Consider the following 18,436-nt stretch of genomic DNA (forward strand, 5'->3'; position numbering starts at 1 on the left):
CTGAAACACCAGACAGCAGCAGATTAGCGGGTTCGCAGCGCCCCGTAGTCCAGCGGACCTCCCGTGGCCGAGTTGCCGTAGACCTCCACATGGATGTGATCCATATGCATCGTGGTGTCATTCCAATTGCCGGTGAACTGGTTTCCGTACTTTCCTGATCCGGAATACGGCGTCCAGCCTGTCGTGGGAAGCCAAATCCGGTCTTGCCAGATCAGGTAATAGATACCCAGCTGACTGCGGTTATCCAGCAGGAACTGGGCCAGCTTCTTGCCCTGGGCAACCCGCTGCCTGTTCTTGTAGTCGCGAATCATCAGGTCCACGGCCTTCCCGGAGCTGTGCCCGGCAGAGCCGCTTCGAATGGTATGAATGGCGCTGATAGTATCGCCGGTCTTCCCCTGCAACGCAGCGATGACGCGCTGCGCATCGGGTTGCAACGTTCCCGGCTCATTTTTGGAAAGGTAGTTTTCCTTGACCCAGCCGGTGGCCTGGGGAGCGGCGACTTGCGCCCATCCGGAATCGCTGCGCAGGTAGGCGACTTTCTGCCCCGCTGGCAGCACGGCTTTGCTCTGGTGGCTGATTCCCGCGCCGGCGCGGAGGTTCACGTTGGTTGTGGTCCAGCGGTATTCGGCTTTCGGTGCCGGTGCCGGTCGCGGCGCCTGCGGTTTGCTAGTAGCAAGATAGCCATTGCTGATCCATCCGGTGCCCTGCGTTGAGGCAACTCGCGTCCAGCCATTGGCCGTTCCCAGGACGCTGACCTGCTGGCCCTTGGAGATGACCGCCAGTGATTTATGGCCGGTGGAGTACCCGGAGCGCAGGTGCACATTAGCCGTCGTCCAGCGCTTGGCCTGCTTCAGCGGCGTGTAGGCCTTGGCCACCAGTACGCTTGATGGAACCCATCCCATCGTCTTGGAAGTCTTCACTCGCGCCCAGCCATTCGACGTGCCGTGCAGGGTGAGCTTGGACCCCGCTGGCACGGTCCCCAGGGACTTGGCAGAGCCCGAAGCGCCGACGCGCAGGGCGGTATTAGCCAGGATCCAGCGAGCCGATGGGTTGGCGGGCTTGTAGGCGGTGCTGGACAGGCTAGTGCTAGGCACCCAGCCGGTGCCGCGCTGGGACTTGATCTGGGACCAGGAACCTCGGGTTGCGTACAAGCCGACTTTTTCACCCGGCGCAAGGCTTCCAAGGGATGGAGATGAGCTGCGATTGGACTGGCGCAGGACGCTGCTGCTGATCAGCCAACGGTTCCCGATCGTTTTCCGGGTTGCTGCCGGTTGCGACGACAGCTGCTTGGCCGGCAGCCAGCCGCGTTTTCCGGCAGAAATGGCATAGGTCCACGAGCCTGACGTGCGCAGCCACTCGACTTTGGCTCCAGCTGGAACACCCGCAACGCGTGCCGCTTTGGCAGAGGCGGACTTGCGCAGCACTTGCGCGGTTTTCGCATACCGGTACACCGGCGCGGGCATTGCGGTAGACAGCTGGCTGGTGGGCACGAAACCGGTGATCTTGCCGATTCTGATCCGGCTCCAGGAACCGGTTGCGCCCAGGCGCTGGACCTCGGCTTTGCGCATGGCCCCGGTCAAGGCCGCGGATGCCGCCGATGCCTTCTTGCGCACCGGCTGGAAGGAAATCAGATAGCGCACGGCTGAGGTCTTGGGCTTTGCCGGCGCCAGCGCTTTCGGCGTTGCCAGGTACTTGGCCGAGACCCAGCCGGTCTTCTTCATGTAGCTCGCTTGCACCCAGCCCGATGAACCCTTGGACGCGAGGAGCTTGGCACCTTTGGGAATGACTAGCAGCGACGCGGATCGGGCCGATGGCGACTTGCGCAAATTCAGGTTGGTGGTGGTCTGCTTGGCAATTGCCGGAGGAGCGGCAGCGAGTTGCGCCAGGCCGGCTGGAGCCTGCGTTGAGGCGCTGGCGCCAGCTGCGGTCCCGAAGGACAGCATCAGGACCAGCAGCAGGCCCAGTACACGTTTAGAGAATTTCAATGTCAGTGCTTTCGAGCAAGGGCATATTGCCGTTTCCTGCGGCCCACGGAAGTGCACAGCGATCCGCTGTGGTGACAATTGCTGTTACCGCCAAGGAAATCATGACACAGGTATGGCGGTTTCACCGCGCTTGGATTCTAAGGTTCTAGCGTGCCTCGGAAATGACGAAAGCGGTGACGGATCCGGGTTCGATTTCAGTTCGCCCGGCATCCTGGATGACAGGTCCAGCGGCCTGCCGCGACAAGCGGTCGAATTCCCTGCGCGGCAGGTGCTTGATGCCCACCGGAGCATGGGCGTGGAGCCACGCTTCGACCTCTTCCGCTGGGGATTCTGTCAGCCAGGCGAACAGCGCGTGTGCTGCCTGCGCCGCGGCCTTGCCTGTGGACATGTCCAAGGATTTGTTCAGTACGATGCTGATCTGCGCATCCAGGACTTCCTCCGCTTTTGGAAGCTGCGTGCCGGAGACCTGCAACTTGGCAATCAGCTTCGGCAAGTCAGCGGCCGGCAATGGAGGCAAGCCAACGGCTCGGGCCTTGCCCACTTCACTGACCATTTGCTCAGGGAACATCTCCAGCACCTTGGCGAACATCTTGGGATTAGCCCGGCGTACCGATTTGGCGTAGGCCTGTGAAGCCCACTGCTGCCAATCCGGGTTCTGCGGATCTTGCAGATAGGCAATCACGGCTGCTCGTGCCACCGCTGACAGGCCCTCGTCCTCGCTCGACGGATCCTCCTTGTCGATTCGCAGGATGATGGGCTGGACCAGTTCCCCGGGGTCGCGATCGCGCAGTTCAGTCATAGTCTTATTCTATGGCGAGTGGTGGCCCTGAAATACTCGGAGCGGACTAGCAGTGCCCCGACTGGCGAAGCCGATTGCTCCCCGGCTTCCACCGCGTGCACAGCGCGGCATTGCGCCATGTTCCAATGCTTGGCTTACTGCTGGCCTATGGGCCCGAGCACTGGTGCTTCGGGGAACGGCAAGCTGACCAGCAAGCTGATTCCAATCACCTCCGCGAACACCACCGTTTCGCCAGTGGGCGTGCAGTTCATCGAGCCCACGGTACGTACCGATGGGCTGGGCACCGTGCTGCTCGATGAGGCTGTCGGCAAATCGTGGTGGACCCTGCTGTTCCGGGCAACGATCCAGCGGAGATCCTGCCGGCGCGCACTCTTGCCAACTACGAGGAGCTGGGCGCGCCTGGTGCCGTTGTCCTAGAAATCCATTACGGATGGCCCGCAAGCCTTTGATGCTGTCTTGGCAGCAATGAACTTCCAGGGTGCAGTTCGCGTCGTTGCGGATATTTGGCCAGCACCGGCTAACTAGCGGCTTGGACTCTTGCCTAGCGCCGCCGCACCTTGCGAACAATCAGCAAGATGACACTGGTAAGCATGGCCGTCGCCAAGCTGACCAGCAGCGGAGTCTGCCACGGAATTTCCAGGACACTTCCGGTGAATTGTTCCCAGAAGGAGCCGACGGTCTTCCAGCCAGTGGTCTTCGATCCAATAACTCTGGCCGCGCTTTCCACGACTGCCGGCATCATCCATTGGATAGCCAATGCGAAAACCCACATCAGCAGGTTCATGACCCTCGAGAACCCGACGAATCCCAAGATGAGGCCGAGGATCAGCGGCCCGGAATACCAAAGGTAAACGTAGTACGACTGGGCGCCCGCAACGAGCGATGCGATGATCTGCAGCCAATAGCTCACGCCTACAGTGAGCGTTGCATAGAAGAGCACCGCTATGGGCAGCCGCAATTTAGTGGCCAGGAAATACCAGGCTTGGCTGACCAGCAGCAGGCCACCGAAAACCCAAAGATGGCGAATCGAAGCTGGGGAGAGTTCCCCGTCCAAGAGCCCCGGTTCGAATGCTTGGAGTCCTTGGAACCCCAGGCCCAAGAGTCCCAGGACCATGCCCACGGCAGTCACGATGGCAAAGCCGGTGCGACTATATCCAATGCGTCGGGCAAACCAGCAGCCCCAGAGGGTGATCACGGAGAAAACCACCAGCAGCCCTTGGGCGTCGTCGCTGGCATGCGGGAGAATTGAGCGGTCTTCCTGACCGATCCATAACCACGGCAACACCGCGATCGCAGTGATCAGCAATCCGGCGACCAATTGCATCCACCAGTTTTGCCAGACGCGCCTCATTGAACCCACTCTTACTCCTCGGTGTCCCTACGCGCTCATTGTTCCAGAGCCAGAGCGAAGCATCGCGAATGCCGGCAGGCGTTTCCTCCAACTCGCTCGGAGCTTGTGATTCGAATGTGAGTGATTTTGGCAGAAATGCCAGATGGCCCACGGGCATTCCACCCAACTGGAATGCCCGCGAGCCATCTGGACTATGTCTTCTACCTTGCCTCGGCGTGGGTGGCCAGGGCTCCTTGATCCCGTAAATGCAGATGGTTTACGTCATCAGGCGGTCCTCGTTGATTTCGGCGGTAACCTGTTCAACTTCATCTACCAACAGTGAACTACACATAGATCACACTGTGCAACAGGCGTGCTAACAACTAGTCAATATGATCAATCGGACAAGGAATATCTCGTTATTATTCACCATTTTGTCGTGAGATCTGAATCACAAATTTTTGATCAGGAAATGCGGCTGGGACTATTGACCTTGACGTTGCGTCAACCATTAGCGTGGTAGCCATGAAGGATTCAACTAGCCACGAGCCGGCAGTTCACCACTCGATTGCGCATGTCTCAAAATCCGCTGGCATCAGCAGCCGTACCTTGCGGCACTACGACCAGATCGGCTTGCTGAAACCTGACTACCTGTCCGCCAACGGCTACCGGTTCTACACCGACGGGCAGCTGGTCCGGCTCCAGCAGATTCTCCTGCTCAAGCAGCTGGGCATCAAGCTGGAGACCATCGCTGAAATCCTGGACGAGCAACGCGATGAACTGGTCGCGCTGAGCACCCACAAGGAACAGCTCCATAGGCAGCGTGCGGCGCTGGACCGGCAGATCGCTGCCTTGGAGCACAGCATTTCAACACTAACGACAGGAGGAAACATGGAACCGGAAAAGAGCTTTGACGGCTTCAACGAGCAGTACAAGCAAGAGGTTGCCGAACGCTGGGGCGCCGACGCGTATGAAGCATCGAATCGCTGGTGGCGTTCCAAAACCGGGGACCAGCAAAACGCATTCATGGAAGAGGTAAAGATGCTCAATCAGGATTGGATCGTGGCGGGGAAGAATTCCGTCCCAGCGGACAGCTTCGAAGCCCAGGAATTAGCGGCTCGACATGTGCGCTGGCTCCAGAGCGCCAAGGGCACCCCGCTGGATTCCGGCGATCCGGCACAGCACAAGGCATATATCTGCAATCTCGGCGAGATGTATGTCGCTGATCCGCGGTTTGCAAAGAACTACGGCGGATACGCGGAGCTGGTTCGCGACGCATTGCGGATCTTTGCAGAACGGGCTATCGAGCTGGACTAGGCTGTGGCTGTTCCCTATGGACTCGGGAACAGCCAAGGGCACCGCATTCAGCTCTGGGATTCGTTCGCGATATCGTCGCGGGCCTGCGCATAGCGTTCTTGGATATAGTTCTCCAGTGCAACGCGTTCCACGCGCCACATGCCCCGCCCGCCAATTTGGATGGCCGGCAGCTCGCCGCTTTTCACCAAAGCGCGGACCTGGGGCAGCTTCACATTCAGTTCCTCTGCCACGTCTTCCAACCGCAAAAACCTCATATCAACAGGTTACTGTGATTAGCGCCCATTTGATCTCAGCCTGGTTATTTTGTGGATAAAAGATGGCTTTTCGCCCGAGCATTCGCCCTGTTGACCCCAGTAGCCGACTTGCACGCAATAATATCGGCCAATCCGCGCAACACATTTGGGATTCACTGGTCATATTGACTAAAATCTAGGTTGGTACTTATGCACGCGCAACACAACCTGTCTCAGGAGACCACCACATGAATTCGGATACGTATCAGCTCGATGAAACCGACCGGCGTATCCTTCTGGCACTCGATGCGGATCCGCGTGTGCCGATCATGATGCTGGCGCAGCAGCTGGGCCTGGCCCGCGGCACCGTGCAGACTCGTTTGGAACGCTTGGCCCATTCAGGTGCGTTGCGCCCGAACACCGCGCGAATCCTCCCTGCGTCCATGGGCCGTGGCGTCAGCGCTTTCGTTAGCGCTGAATTGAACCAGGCCAGCTTGAATGAGGCCATCGCCGCACTGCGCCAGATTCCCGAGATTCTGGAATGCGTCGCGCCGGCGGGAGACACGGACCTGTTGATTCGTGTGGCCGCGACTGACCCGGATGACCTGTACCGGGTCAGTGAAGAGATCCGCCTCTGCCCGGGCATAACCCGCACTTCCACCTCGATGATCCTGCGCGATGTCATCCCATTCCGCACTACCGAGCTGCTCAAGAAGCTGAGCCAGGACTAGCTCCCAGTATGTTGGAGTCCAATGCGTAAACGCCGTTGCCGGCACCGCAAGGTGGCCGGCAGCGGCGTTTGGCATTATGGCCTGTTTGGAACTTCTTCGAGAATGGCAGCGGGCAGATACTTGGCCGAGCGGTACACCTGCATCATGGATAGCAGGCAGAGCACGGCAAGCAGGCCAATGAATAGAGCAGGATGAGCGACCGTGCGCCACAGTGCAAAGAATGTCGGGAAGCTGAACCCGATGAAACAGCACATGTAGAACCGGCCGGTCAATTTGCCGACGTCGGCGCCGCCGGCAAGATCCAATACCTGGCTTAGCCCGGCAACCAGCAAAATGCCATTGGCCGAACCGGCTATGGCGAATGCGATAATTCCCAAGAATTCTGAGCCGCTCAGCGACACTGCGATCATCATGAGCAGTGCAGCCAGCGAGGTAGCCAGTCCAGCCATGAGCAGCTTGATCTTGCCCAAGTCATTGAATCTCTTGACGAATGGCTGGATCAAGGTACCCATGCCCATGGTGACCGCGACTGCCAAGGTGGTGTAGAACAGGCTGGATTCACCGGCGCCGTTGCTCAGCGCCGGAACCACGGCAAACCCTGTTGCCGCCATGCCAAAGACCCATGGGGCTGCGGGCAAGACGATGCGGTAGAACCGCTGGAGGTTTGCCGGAGTCGTCACGTCGGCCTCCAGATGATGCCCTGCCCGGTCAGTGACTCGGTCTTCTCGGGTGAAGAACATCAACAGCAACCAGGAAAGCGCCGCGGCGGCATGGACGATGTATGCCAGTTCCGGGCTGCCGCTGGTCCCGACAATTGCCCCTGAAATGACCGGTCCCAGCGCGAAACCCAAGGACGTGCACAGCGCGGCACGAGTCGCGCCGGCAGCTCCCGGGCTAAGCAGCTTCACCCAGCTGGTGATGGCAACCATGGCCAGGCCCATGCCCAAGCCGGTCAGGATGCGTCCCGCATAGAGACCGGACTCGTGAACCGATCCGAAGATGAGCCCGAGGGATCCCAGAATGGAGCAGGCAAGGGCAAGCAGCGAAAATGGCTTGCGCCCGAACTTGTCCGCCAGCGGTCCGCCGAAAGCCAACGCCGGGATCATGCCCGCCAGGTAGCTGCCCATGACCAGCATGGCCTCGAACTCACTGAGCTCGCGGAATTGCTGGTACCAATTGATCAGCGATACGTATTGGTTGGCACACCAACCAGTGAGCACAAGGCATACGCCCGGAAGCCACCACGGAGTTGCCTTTCGGGTGGTCATGCGAACAGTGATTTCTACCGCTCCAACTCGTGGAACAGTTCACGGACGCGATCAGCAATTTCATCGCGGATCATGTTCATTCGTTCGGCACCGGTGATGCCGTCTTCACTGGGTTCGTAGGTGACCCAGCGTTCGGTCTTGATGGACGGATCGAATTGCGGATTCGCATCGGAGCCAAGGATTACCACGCGGTCAACTTGCTCGACGACGCGAGGGTCGATGGCCTTGGGCGTGCCCTGCGACATGTCCGCGCCGGCCTGCGAGAGCGATTCAACCGCTTCGTGGTTGATGCCTGAACCTGGGTTGGTTCCAGCCGAGTAGCTGGTAACTTTCCCTTCAGAAATGTAGTCCATCAATGCGGCCGCCATTTGCGATTTGCCTGCATTGCGGGAGCAGATGAAAAGTACCGAGTTAGCCATGAACCTATTGAACCATTTGCGCGCCGGTTAGGGGCCTTTGGACGAGAAGGTTGCGAAGCAGGAAAAGACCTGCCCTTGGCGAAAGCAAACAGCACTCCCGCTATAGCTAAAAGTGGCGGATTTGGCTACGGTTGGAAATACTCAGCCCAAGGCAATAGGAGAAAACGTTGCTTGCTCTACATAAGAAGATGATTGTATCCGGCGTCGTCATCGTGTTGGCAGGCGTTCTCATCAGCAGCATCTTGCCAGTCCTGGCGATGTGGAGCTTCGAATCCGGTTTTGGAAGCAGCCCTTTGGGCAGCGCGCCGCTGGCTTTCCTTAATTCATTGATCCAGAGCGCGCTCATCCCCTTCGGCGCCGTGCTGGCCGCCATCGGCGTGGCCAAGCACATGACCCGGGCCGACGCCGCCGATTAGCGGCAAGATAGCTCCTGCGGCGGCGGCACCGAACACGAAGGACCACCCGCGATTCGTTCGCGAGTGGTCCTTCTGGTTCGTTGCGCCGGTCCTACTTCAGCAGCTTGTAGGTCTTGATGGTTTCTCCCTTGAAGAACGCCGGGTGGCGCACCCGCATCCACAGCATGATGCCAACGCCCAGCAGCAGCACGCCGACCCCGAGGATGAACACCATGCCCACTCCCCCGATATTGGAGCCCGAACCGTAGTCCGGATTCATGGATTCGATGGCGGTGGCAAAGAACATCACCAGCAAGACGACGCCACCTGCCAACGGCGCCAAGAACTTGCAGAAGAAGTTCCTGGCATTGGCGAACAGTTCCCCGCGGAAGTACCAGACGCAGGCCAAGGCGGTCAGCCCGTAGTAGAAGCAGATCATCAGGCCCAGCGCCGTGATCGTGTCCCACAATGCGTTCTCCGAGAGCAGCCTGGTGACCACGTAGAACACGGCAGCGGCAGCAGCGGAGGCGAAAGTCGCCACCGACGGGGACATGAAGCGCGCGGAGATCTTCGCGAAGCTGGAGGGCAGCGCCTTGTAGTAGCCCATGGCCAGCAAGGTGCGTGCCGGCGAAACCATGGTGGATTGCAGCGAGGCCGCGGAGGAGGACAAGATGGCCAAGGACATCAGCATCGCCAGCGGGCCCATGACCGGACCGGAAAGCACCGCGAAAATTGATTCCTGGTTCTCCGGGTTGCCTGCGCCCAGGCCCGTGGTGCCCACCCCGGCCCAGTAGATCACCCCGAGGGATACGGCCAGGTACAACGCGATGATCACCAGCACCGTCCAGGTGGCGCCGCGTCCGGGGACCTTCTTCGGATCGGTGGTTTCCTCGTTCATGGTCAGGGTGACATCCCAGCCCCAGAAAACGAAGATGGACAGCGAGATGCCCGCGGCGAAGGCCGAGAAGTTATCGATGCCGGCCGGATTGAACATCTGCCAGGTGATGGGTGTCGGATCATTGGGCTGGCTGGAGGTCAGGGCCATGACCGCGAAGAGCAGCAGCACCGCCACCTGGAACCCGACCAGCACGTACTGGAAGACCTTCGTGGCGTTCATGCCCCGGTAGGAGATCCAGGCGGCCACCGCAATGAACACCAGCGTGGTGGGGATGTTGACCCACAGGTTGCCGGTCAGCTCCGCAATCCACGGCTGGCCGGTGAGCTGGGCAATCAGGATATAGAAGAAGTCCACGGCCACTGCCGCCAGGTTGGAGAGCACAATCACCGTCGCAGCGATCAGGCCCCAGCCTCCCATCCAGCCGATCATCGGGCCGAAGGCACGCGTCGCCCAGGTGAAGGAGGTGCCCGAATCGGGCATGGCGCTGTTCAGCTCGCGGTAGCCCAAGGCCACCAGCAGCATCGGCAGGAATCCGGCCAGCAGGATCGCAGGCAGGCTGGTGCCGACTTCGGCCACCGTGGCGCCGAGGCCTGCGGTGAGGGTGTAGGCCGGGGCGATGCAGGAGATGCCGATAACGACAAGCCCCAGAACGCCAACGGTGCCCTTGGACAGTCCTTTTTCGTGCAGTCCGCTCTCGGAGCGTGCAGGCGGCGATGCCTGCCTCAAGTCGTGCGACATGGTGGTTACCTTAAACAATTAGCGAGGTGTGAGTGCGTCGGCCAGAAGTACCGAGCCACCTTCCGTCAGGGGTCAGATGGGCACCGTCCGCGTGCTTCGCGACGGCAAGTGCCCGGGGAACAAGGATCGTGCAGGAATGATGCGCTGCCTTCTAGCTGGCAGCCTCGAGGGTCGGGACGACGCCCATCGGGACGTTGAGCTGGCCCAGGATCCGCTGGGCCTTGGGGCCGATGAACAATCGGCGCGGGGCGGCCAGCCGGGCCGATCCCAGCAGTGCCAGGTCCCCGTCCTGCCAGGACAGCTGGGCGGCCGCTTCGTCCAGGCCGCGCCCGGAGACCACCTCGACTACCGCCTCCAGGCCCAGGGAACCGGTCAGTTCCTGCAGGTAGCTGCGGGTTTGGGCCAGATGGTCATCCAGCTCCAGCCGGGGGTCGGCCAGATCCATATGGGAGACCAGCGTGGCCACGCGCAGCGGCAGTCCGCAGGCGGCGGCGATCCGCGCCGAGAGGCCGATGACTTCCCGTGCCCCCGGGCGGTCCCCCACGAATGCGGTCAGCCTGGTGATCTTCCCGCCGGCTGCGCGCAACGTGGCCAGGGAGGCCGGCGAGGACATGAACACGGCCATCGGCGAGGAATGCAGCAGCGCATTGGCGATCGCCCCGGGGCTGAAGAATCCGGCTCGGTGGCGCTTGCGGCCGCCCAGCACGATCCCGTGGGCCCCGAATTCCTCGCCCAGGCCGATGAGCCCCTCGGCCACCGAGGGCACGGAACGGGCTACCACCGAGGTGGCGATTCCTTCCGGCACCAGGGCCAGGGCCTGCGCCGCCCAGCGGTCCACCTGGTCGGAGAGGATGGAGGAGAACCCATGGTCCCCGCCGGGGTAGACCGCGTTGAACGGGGTGGCGGCAGGCAGCACGATGGCGATCCGCAAGGACGCGTCGCGGGTACCGGCCACCAGGGCGCTGGCCAGTTCGATGGCTTCGGCACCGCGCTGGTCCGCGGTGTAACCTACGAGCAATTTCATGGTCTAGGCACTGGCCTTTTCCTTGGACGGGGTCAGCGTGGCAACGCCATCGTAGCTCTGGTCGTAGGCGGTGCCATCCAGTGCGGCGATGATGCGCGCGGCCGAGCGGCGGCCCATGCGCACCGCGCCGTCCACGTGCTGGAAGCCTTCGCCGGCCAGATCCGAGGAGGAGAAGTAGATCGGTCCGACATTCTCGTTCTGCGCCGGGCCGAAGCGGTGCAGCCCGCCCAGGTCGTAGCTGGTGGCGTAGGCGCCGCGGGTCCATTCCTCGGCGGCGAAGTCCGAGAGGTAGAAGACCTTGGGATCCAGTGCCTTCTCGCCCAGGTAGCCGGCCATGGCCTTGAGGATCACCGCGCGGCGCTGTTCCTCGTCCAGTTCCCACATGGCGTCGGCCTTCAGATCCGAGATGAAGCCGACCAGTGTGCCGGTTTCCTCCCCGGCATAGGTGTTGTCGTAGAGCTCCTGGACCAGGCTGCTCGGGCCGAAGCAGGTGCCCGACAGGCCCTCTTCGCGCCAGAACGGGGTGTCGTAGACGGCGTGGACCTTGATGACCAGGCCCATGGACTGGTGCTGGTGGGTGATCTGCTGCTTGCGCGGCAGCGCCGGGACGTAGGAAATGCGCGAGTACAGGTTCGGCGGTACCGCCAGCACGGCCTTCTTCGCCGAGACGGTCACGGTGCTCCCGTGGGCCACCACCCCGCCATCGAACCATTCGAGCTTGAGCACGGGGTTGTCCAGGAAGACGGTCTGCTGGCCCAGCTTCTCGGCCAGGGTCTTGGATACGCCCTGCATGGTGCCCACGATGCGCCGGTCCAGGATGAAGTCCTCGTCCACCAGGTTGTCGAAGGAGCCGGCCGAGGACGCCATGAGCACCGCCTGCAGCGCGGAGAAGGTGTGCGCCGGCTTGGTCAGCATGCCCCCGGCGATGAACAGGCCCACGTTGTTGCAGGCCAGCTCGTCGGCACAGTGCTGGCGCAGGAAGTGGTGGAAGGAGATCTGGTCCAGCTCCTGGGCCTGAGGGTGCTCCCACGGCTTGTCCGGGTCCATTCCGGCGGCCAGCTGGTTCATGAGCTCTACCAGCTTGTCCATTTCGGCCACGGTGCTGGCGGCCACCGGGAAGTCCTCGCCCTCATAGGCGATCCGCTCGCCTTCCCCGGTGAGGTAGACGCTCTTGCCCGCCTTGTAGCGTTCGAAGGTCTCGATGCCAAGTTCATTGATCAGCGAGTAGAGGCCGGTCTGGTCGGGGCTGATCCACTGGCCGCCGATCTCGATGGTCGCGCCGTCCATGACGTCGGTCCAGGTGCGCCCGCCGACGCGGTCGCGGGCTTCGAGCACCGCGACGGACTTGCCGGCCTTGCTCAGCTCATAGGCTGCTGTCAGTCCCGATGGCCCTGCACCGATGACGACGACGTCGCGTTCCAGATGTTGCATGATCGACTCCCTTGCACATTTAAATGAATAAGGTTCATTTACCTGTCATATAGCATAGGGTACGAAGATCCAGTTGTGAAGCACCCCACGTCAGGAAGAGGTCCGCATGAGTGAAACGGAAGCCAGGCGAGCCGGGCGCCCGCGCAAGGCGGTGCTGAATCGGGAGCGCATTACCGAGCACGCGCTGGAACTTGTTTCCGGGGACGGCTACGAGTCCCTGACCATGCAGCGGCTGGCAAAATCCCTGGGCGTCTCTCCATCGGCCCTCTACAATCACGTCGATTCCAAGCACGACCTCCTGCAGTGGATCCAGGAACTGGTCATGGCCGATATAGACACCTCGGTATTCGACCAAGCCGATACCAAGCAGGCTTTGCTTCAATGGGCTACGAGCTACCGGAACGTCTTCGCGCGGCACATTCCCCTGATTCCGGTCATCGCGGTACTGCCCGTCTCCGATTCGCCGCGCACCTTGGGAATGTACGAGCGCGTTGCCGAAGCGCTGGCAGACTTCGGCATGGCAGAGAACGAGATTGTGCCGACGATTGTTGCACTGGAGTCATTCATCTTCGGTTCGGCCATGGATACGGCCGCCCCGCATGACATTTTCGACACCAGCAATCACCAGGATCTCACTCCGCATTTCACCCAGGCTGTGGCGGCGCAACGCCGATCAGAGCTTGATACCAGCGACGATTCGTTCCAGCGCGGGTTGTCGGCCCTCGTTGCCGGCTTGCTGGCAAACGGAAGCTGAGCATGGGCTATCCGGAACAGCGGCCGCCGAAGAAGGGGCTTAGCGCCAAGCAATGGGCAGCTATTGCACTGGTGATCCTCGCGGTGGTCTTCATGCTGCAGAACCTGGCCTTCGTCCGCGTTGAATTCTTCTTGATCCATTCCACGGCTCCGCTGTGGCTTGTCCTGCTCATTACCCTGGCCGCAGGGTATGCCATCGGGTGGTTCTCCAGACGGCGAGGCTAGTCGTCGAGGATTGCCCACTCCCCCACCTGCTCGTTATCCGAGTCGTAGACATCTTCCTGGGCGCCGGCAACGATCGGATACATCGTGATGTTCGTCGACCAGTCGCGCAGAATCTTCTGCAGCTCCTCCAATGGCTTGAGCTGCATGTTCTCGGTATCGAAGTTAACTTCCAAAACAAAACGCATGGCCTGCTCCCGTCCTTCCCGTTGCCGCCATCCTATGCCTGCCGGGCAAGAAATACGAGACTTGCCGCAAGCCCGGCCTCGGAGTAAGCACCTGGTCCGGAAACAGGAAAACGGGATCCCGAGTTGCCTCGGAATCCCGTTTTCCTGGAAATGCTTGCGAGAGCTACTGGCTTGCGCCCATGTAGCTCAGCGACTGGAGAGCTTCATTGCCGCCGACCTTGTACAAAGCCAAGACCAGGCCGCCGAAGACGATGCCCATGATGGCAGAAAAGCCGAGCGAGATCTTGACCAGCGAACGAACTTCGCCGCGGCTAACCTCGGCTTCATCGTTGAGGTAGCGAGCCGCGCCCTGGGTGAAGCTGGCTGCCGGGGTCAATGCGGGAACTGGTGCGGTGAGCAGGTTCGAGGCCGTATCGGTGGCTCCACCGCGCAGATGGGCAACAGTGGTGCGGTTCTTCCGATCCTGGCGGAGCTTGACGATGTTGGCGCCGTGGCGTGCCAAGAGGATGTCTTCACCGAGTGGGATCGAGGCCATTGTTGTTGCTCCTAAAGAATTAACGCTGCTGCATTTCCAGTCATATCCATCATTTCCGACCATTTATCTATTGAGAAGTGGTTTGTTCAGAACCCCACATGCCCCTGTGATGCAATCCGCATGATTCAGGGGTTAAATCGGCCTTTCTGGTGACCGGGGACATAGTTTCCCGGAATTGCGCGAGGTTAATTACCTGCCTGCATTCCGCTGGCACCTGCCGTTTATTCCCGACACCATTTCCCGGTTCATTGGCATTGGGTAAAGACGGGGCCAGCGGCTGCCCAAGGCCCTTGACGCGGCTGAGCCCCAGTCCGGAAATGGACTGGGGCCCAGCATCGTCAGCGCATGGGTGCAAACCCTATGCGGTCTTCAGGTCCTGCCCATCCTGCTTGCGCTGGCGCTTTGCCGCGCGGATCTGCAGTACCAGATCGTGGTTCGACAGGTCTTCCGGCGAGGCAACGCCGCGCTTCCGGGCCTTGGCAACCAGGGCCTGGCGGATTTCTGCCTGGTGGGTGCGCTTGTACCGGATCACCAGCACAACGGTTGCGATGGCCAGAACAATCAAGGTCACCAGTGCGGTGACAACAGTTGCGTCAAAATGCATTATCTTCTCGACCTCCCCATTCTTTCAGTCGCAGCTGCGGTGGGGTCCGTTGCTTGTCTGGAGAACCGATCCCCAGCTGCCAACGGGCCGCAGCCATGCTAAGAGAAGAACATCAAGTTTAGCATGTTTCTTCGACCAACGCAGGGCTGCGGGTTGTTCCTGCGAACATCGGCGAGATGGAAATCGGTCAAGAATGGGGCCTAGTACTCTCCGCTGCCGTGGCCGTGTTCGAATACCAGGGAGGTTTGGGTGGTGGCCACGGCCGGATTGGCCGAGAGGTTATCGAGCACGAACTGGCGCACATCCGAAGAATTGCGCACCGCTACGTGCAGGACGAAGTCGTCAGCGCCGCCCAGGAAGAACAGCTGTCGCACCCCCGGTTTGCTGCGCATGTCAGTAGCGAAGTTCGACATCAGGTGACGGGCTCCGGGACGGATTTTCACGAAGATCAGCGCTTCGAGCTCCCGGCCCAGAACCTGCGGATCCACTTCGATGGTGAAGCGCGAAATCACTCCCGAATCGCGCAAGGCATTCAACCGCGCCAGGCAGGTGGACGGTGCTATGCCCAGCTCCTCGGCGAGGGAGTTGTTGGTCCGCCGGGAGTTCTTCGTCAGCAACGCCAGCAGTTTGCGGTCTATGCCATCAAGCTGCGTTGCACGGCTCTCCCGCCCGGATTCGTTCATCGACATTCAGCCGCACCTGCTCCTCATTATCGCGGTTCGCTGGATTCATCATACGGCCCGGTTGGCGTCCCCTTGGCGTTTTTCCGCCACCAGTTCCCGGTGCCGCACCGTTTCCGTTCCGCTCGGTGCGCGACGCTGGGGAATGCTTCGTCCAGGACCTACGGAACGCTCTTGATCTGGCGTACCAGCACGGCGCCGAGGAGGCTGATCACCACAGAGCACAGGAACAGGGTTGGGTAGCCGCCGAACCAGCTCACCGCCAGCCAGGCGATCAGCGGGGCGACCACCTGCGGCAGCGAGTTGGCAATGTTGATCATACCCAGGTCCTTGCCGCGCGAATCGGCGTTCGGCAATACCTGGGTCAGCAGCGCAAAGTCCACCGCCAGGTAGGCGCCGAAGCCGATGCCCAGGAGCACTGCGGCGACAATGGCGGTGGCGAAGGAGGTTGCCGTCGCCAGCACGCCGGCCGCGGCGGCCACGATGACCGAAGAGATGATGACGTACTTCTTGCGCTTGCCGTCCTTGTCCGAGAGCTTGCCGGAGATCACCGAAGAGAAGATCACGCAGAAGGCGTAGATCGCGGTCAGCACCAGCACGCCCTGGGCCGGTTCTGGATGCTTGATGGCATCCTGCAGGAAGAACAGCAAGTAGACCAGGCACAGCTGGCAACCGAGATACAGCAAGAAGCGGGTCAGCCAGGCCCATCCGAAGTCGGCATGCTTGACCGGGTTGATCCAGAAGCTGCGCAAGAATTCCAGCGGCTTGACAGGCTCCAGTGCTCCCTTGGGCAGCGGAACATCCTGGCGCATCAGCACGAACGGAATGGAGCAAATGGCCACGGCGGTAGCGACGATGGCGTAGCCGAAGACCAGGTTGCTCGCAGCGACCATGCCGATCACGGCACCGATCAGCGAACCGCAGGTTTGGCCCAAGGCCACCAGCCCGCCAACCATGCCGCGCTGCTCTACCGGCACCTTGTCCGGGATGGCCGCGAAGATCGCAGCCAGCGCGGCGTTGCCGGCAGCTTGCATCAGCGCCCAGCCGATGACCAGCGTGCTCACGGTTTGCGAGGTCGACATCAGCAGCAGGGCCAGCGCAGCGCAGATAGTTCCAAAGAACACCCACGGGATGCGGCGCCCGAATTTCGATGTGCTGCGGTCGCTGAGCGCGCCGAACAGCGGGTTGGCTACCAGCGAGACGGCCGCGCCGACGCCGGTGACCAGCGAGAGAATCGCGTTCTTCTGGCTGGCATCCAGTTGTTCGGCGTGCAATCCGAGCAGCACCTGGATCGGTGCGAAGAAGCCGACATTGATACCGATATGGACAATGACAACCGCAGCGATCCAGCCAGGGCCAACCCGTTTGGTGGGCGTCTGCAGGGCCGCGGGAACCTTCAGTGGTTCGGCTGCATTCATAAGTTTCTTACCGGCCTAACTCGCGCGGACCCGTCAGGGGGTCCTTCAATTGTTCAATGCTTGGGGTGGCTGATTTCGCAATGAGCCGTCTCACGGCCTTGGCCATCAGGCCGCCATCGATCATCGAAGCGGACACCAATGAGCCCTTGGCGTCGAGCCCGAAGACCGTCTGGATCTTGCCTCGCCGGTTCAGGCGCGTCACGGTGCTGGCGGCCTGGCTGAAGTCGCCCACGGTTTCCACGTGCATTTCGTGGCGGTCGCTCCAGAACCATGGCACCGAACGCTTCGGTGCGGCTGTGCCCATGATTGTTGCCGCCGCTTGGGCGCCATCTTCCATGGCAGCTTCCCAGTGCACCGCACGGGGCTGGTTTTCCTCCCGGGCGACGTCGCCGATAGCCAGCACCTGCGGGTTGCTGAGGGAACGCTGCTGGGAATCGACAACGATCCCGTCGTCTACTTCCAGGCCCAGATGCCCGGCGAGCGCGGTTTCAGGTTCGACGCCGATGGCTGCCACGATCAGCTCCGCATCATGGCGCTGGCCATTGGCCAGTGCATAGTTGGGGCCGAGCTCGGTCACCGCACCAGTCAAGGTGGCAATGCCGTGGTTGGCATGATCTGCGTGCAGCTGTTCGGCAAGTTCTTGGCCCAGCACGTGGGCAAGAGGTGCGTCGGAGCTGGAAATCAAGGTGACTTGTGCCCCGGACATCTTGGCGGTGGACGCGAATTCGGCCCCGACCAGTCCCGCTCCGATGACAAGCACCCGCTGGCCGAACATCCCCGATTCCAGGACGTCGGATATCCGGGCGGCGTCAGCAGCGCTGTGCAGGCTGAGCGCATGGTGCCCACCGGGAACATCCAATGCCTTGGGCGTGGTGCCGGTAGCCAGCACAACCCAGTCGTCAGCGGATTGCGGCAGTTGCAGGCTTTGGACATCTTCCTGGATCAGGCCGACGCCATGGTGCTGGTACCAGGACACCGGTGCGAACGGTTCAACCTGCAGGGACTTGCTCAGCGGCGGACGATCATAGGGCAGGCCCTGGGCATCGCTGATCTTGATGGATCCGGCGTATTGCTGTTGCACCAGGTGCCGGGCCAGCGCGTACCCCGCGACCCCGCCTCCGATGATGTGCACGGAAGGCATTTAGATTTCAAGCTCCAAGAAGCCGTCCACGACGTCCACCTTGTAGGTCCGGGCGTCCACGGTGGCGGGCATGCACTGCACCTTGCCGGTTTTCAGGTCGAAGGTCGAGGAGTGGATGGGGCATTCGATGCTGCAGTCTTCGAGCCAGCCGTCGGAAAGCGAAGCGACCTCGTGGGTGCATTCATCCTGCAGCGCATAGAAGTTGCCGTCTTCGGCGTGGAAGATCGCGATGTCTTCGCTTGCGCCGCTGTCTTTGGCTTCAACCAGCAGCGATTCGCCTTCGGGGACAAGATCTACGGGACCGACTCGGAAACTCACGATGACTCC

Annotated in this window: 22 protein-coding genes; 6 read left to right on the forward strand and 16 right to left on the reverse strand. The window is 61.2% G+C overall.

Going from position 1 to position 18,436, the window contains the following annotated elements; genetic code table 11:
- Window positions 1-23 precede the first annotated feature (23 nt).
- Both M2368_RS09590 and M2368_RS09595 read right to left on the reverse strand, forming a co-directional pair.
- Window positions 24-1,985 carry an SH3 domain-containing protein gene (locus tag M2368_RS09590; RefSeq protein WP_105661962.1) on the reverse strand — a complete coding sequence of 654 codons (1,962 nt, stop codon included), beginning with the start codon at window positions 1,983-1,985 and terminating at the stop codon, window positions 24-26.
- A gap of 145 nt (window positions 1,986-2,130) precedes the next feature.
- On the reverse strand, window positions 2,131-2,784 hold the full coding sequence (locus tag M2368_RS09595; protein WP_105656322.1) for a peptidyl-tRNA hydrolase: 654 nt from the start codon (window positions 2,782-2,784) through the stop codon (window positions 2,131-2,133).
- A gap of 147 nt (window positions 2,785-2,931) precedes the next feature.
- Here M2368_RS09595 and M2368_RS09600 point away from each other — a divergent pair, with 147 nt between their 5' ends.
- Window positions 2,932-3,201 carry a hypothetical protein gene (locus tag M2368_RS09600; protein WP_105661964.1) on the forward strand — a complete coding sequence of 90 codons (270 nt, stop codon included), beginning with the start codon at window positions 2,932-2,934 and terminating at the stop codon, window positions 3,199-3,201.
- Window positions 3,202-3,325: 124 nt separating this feature from the next.
- On the opposite strand, the gene M2368_RS09605 is transcribed toward M2368_RS09600, so the two are convergent.
- A complete protein-coding gene (locus M2368_RS09605) occupies window positions 3,326-4,135 on the reverse strand; it encodes a hypothetical protein (RefSeq protein ID WP_332487560.1) in 810 nt (269 codons plus the stop codon).
- A 504-nt stretch (window positions 4,136-4,639) separates the two neighbouring features.
- Between M2368_RS09605 and M2368_RS09610 the strand changes: the two genes are divergently transcribed.
- Complete coding sequence (locus M2368_RS09610; protein ID WP_332487558.1) at window positions 4,640-5,431, forward strand: MerR family transcriptional regulator; 792 nt, start codon at window positions 4,640-4,642, stop codon at window positions 5,429-5,431.
- A gap of 47 nt (window positions 5,432-5,478) precedes the next feature.
- Here M2368_RS09610 and M2368_RS09615 read toward each other — a convergent pair whose 3' ends face one another.
- Window positions 5,479-5,685, reverse strand: coding sequence for a helix-turn-helix domain-containing protein (locus M2368_RS09615; protein ID WP_105656318.1), 207 nt, complete (start codon window positions 5,683-5,685; stop codon window positions 5,479-5,481).
- A gap of 227 nt (window positions 5,686-5,912) precedes the next feature.
- Here M2368_RS09615 and M2368_RS09620 point away from each other — a divergent pair, with 227 nt between their 5' ends.
- Window positions 5,913-6,395, forward strand: coding sequence for an Lrp/AsnC family transcriptional regulator (locus M2368_RS09620; RefSeq protein WP_332487556.1), 483 nt, complete (start codon window positions 5,913-5,915; stop codon window positions 6,393-6,395).
- 74 nt (window positions 6,396-6,469) lie between these two features.
- Here the strand turns inward: M2368_RS09620 and M2368_RS09625 are convergent, their stop codons facing one another.
- On the reverse strand, window positions 6,470-7,663 hold the full coding sequence (locus M2368_RS09625; RefSeq protein ID WP_105656316.1) for an MFS transporter: 1,194 nt from the start codon (window positions 7,661-7,663) through the stop codon (window positions 6,470-6,472).
- A gap of 14 nt (window positions 7,664-7,677) precedes the next feature.
- Window positions 7,678-8,082 (reverse strand): arsenate-mycothiol transferase ArsC, encoded by a 405-nt coding sequence (locus M2368_RS09630; RefSeq protein WP_105656315.1) that lies wholly within the window; start codon window positions 8,080-8,082, stop codon window positions 7,678-7,680.
- A gap of 167 nt (window positions 8,083-8,249) precedes the next feature.
- Here M2368_RS09630 and M2368_RS09635 point away from each other — a divergent pair, with 167 nt between their 5' ends.
- Window positions 8,250-8,498: a hypothetical protein gene (locus M2368_RS09635; RefSeq protein WP_146112217.1), complete on the forward strand. Its 249-nt coding sequence runs from the start codon at window positions 8,250-8,252 to the stop codon at window positions 8,496-8,498.
- Between the two features lie 91 nt (window positions 8,499-8,589).
- On the opposite strand, the gene M2368_RS09640 is transcribed toward M2368_RS09635, so the two are convergent.
- The 3 genes from M2368_RS09640 to M2368_RS09650 form a co-directional block, all read right to left on the reverse strand.
- Complete coding sequence (locus M2368_RS09640; protein ID WP_498724400.1) at window positions 8,590-10,113, reverse strand: APC family permease; 1,524 nt, start codon at window positions 10,111-10,113, stop codon at window positions 8,590-8,592.
- A 151-nt stretch (window positions 10,114-10,264) separates the two neighbouring features.
- Window positions 10,265-11,137, reverse strand: a complete 873-nt coding sequence (locus M2368_RS09645) for a universal stress protein (protein WP_105661970.1) — start codon at window positions 11,135-11,137, stop codon at window positions 10,265-10,267.
- A 3-nt stretch (window positions 11,138-11,140) separates the two neighbouring features.
- Window positions 11,141-12,568 (reverse strand): flavin monoamine oxidase family protein, encoded by a 1,428-nt coding sequence (locus tag M2368_RS09650; RefSeq protein WP_105656311.1) that lies wholly within the window; start codon window positions 12,566-12,568, stop codon window positions 11,141-11,143.
- A 106-nt stretch (window positions 12,569-12,674) separates the two neighbouring features.
- Here M2368_RS09650 and M2368_RS09655 point away from each other — a divergent pair, with 106 nt between their 5' ends.
- Both M2368_RS09655 and M2368_RS09660 read left to right on the forward strand, forming a co-directional pair.
- Window positions 12,675-13,322 (forward strand): TetR/AcrR family transcriptional regulator, encoded by a 648-nt coding sequence (locus M2368_RS09655; protein WP_105656310.1) that lies wholly within the window; start codon window positions 12,675-12,677, stop codon window positions 13,320-13,322.
- 2 nt (window positions 13,323-13,324) lie between these two features.
- Window positions 13,325-13,546, forward strand: a complete 222-nt coding sequence (locus tag M2368_RS09660; protein ID WP_105656309.1) for a LapA family protein — start codon at window positions 13,325-13,327, stop codon at window positions 13,544-13,546.
- Here the strand turns inward: M2368_RS09660 and M2368_RS09665 are convergent.
- The 7 genes from M2368_RS09665 to M2368_RS09695 all read right to left on the reverse strand — a co-directional run bounded on the left by M2368_RS09665 (window position 13,543) and on the right by M2368_RS09695 (window position 18,427).
- Window positions 13,543-13,731: a hypothetical protein gene (locus M2368_RS09665; protein WP_038993331.1), complete on the reverse strand. Its 189-nt coding sequence runs from the start codon at window positions 13,729-13,731 to the stop codon at window positions 13,543-13,545. The genes M2368_RS09660 and M2368_RS09665 overlap by 4 nt on opposite strands.
- A 163-nt stretch (window positions 13,732-13,894) precedes the next feature.
- Window positions 13,895-14,266, reverse strand: a complete 372-nt coding sequence (locus tag M2368_RS09670; protein ID WP_105656308.1) for a hypothetical protein — start codon at window positions 14,264-14,266, stop codon at window positions 13,895-13,897.
- 358 nt (window positions 14,267-14,624) lie between these two features.
- Window positions 14,625-14,870: a hypothetical protein gene (locus tag M2368_RS09675; RefSeq protein ID WP_105656307.1), complete on the reverse strand. Its 246-nt coding sequence runs from the start codon at window positions 14,868-14,870 to the stop codon at window positions 14,625-14,627.
- A 200-nt stretch (window positions 14,871-15,070) separates the two neighbouring features.
- Window positions 15,071-15,559: an Lrp/AsnC family transcriptional regulator gene (locus M2368_RS09680; protein WP_105661972.1), complete on the reverse strand. Its 489-nt coding sequence runs from the start codon at window positions 15,557-15,559 to the stop codon at window positions 15,071-15,073.
- 152 nt (window positions 15,560-15,711) lie between these two features.
- A complete protein-coding gene (locus M2368_RS09685; RefSeq protein ID WP_105656305.1) occupies window positions 15,712-16,968 on the reverse strand; it encodes an MFS transporter in 1,257 nt (418 codons plus the stop codon).
- Window positions 16,969-16,975: 7 nt separating this feature from the next.
- Window positions 16,976-18,109, reverse strand: a complete 1,134-nt coding sequence (locus M2368_RS09690) for an NAD(P)/FAD-dependent oxidoreductase (protein WP_498724401.1) — start codon at window positions 18,107-18,109, stop codon at window positions 16,976-16,978.
- A complete protein-coding gene (locus M2368_RS09695) occupies window positions 18,110-18,427 on the reverse strand; it encodes a bifunctional 3-phenylpropionate/cinnamic acid dioxygenase ferredoxin subunit (RefSeq protein WP_105656303.1) in 318 nt (105 codons plus the stop codon).
- Between the last annotated feature and the right edge of the window lie 9 nt (window positions 18,428-18,436).

The organism is Arthrobacter sp. JUb119, assembly GCF_024807995.1.
In the GTDB taxonomy this organism is placed as follows: Bacteria; Actinomycetota; Actinomycetes; order Actinomycetales; family Micrococcaceae; genus Glutamicibacter.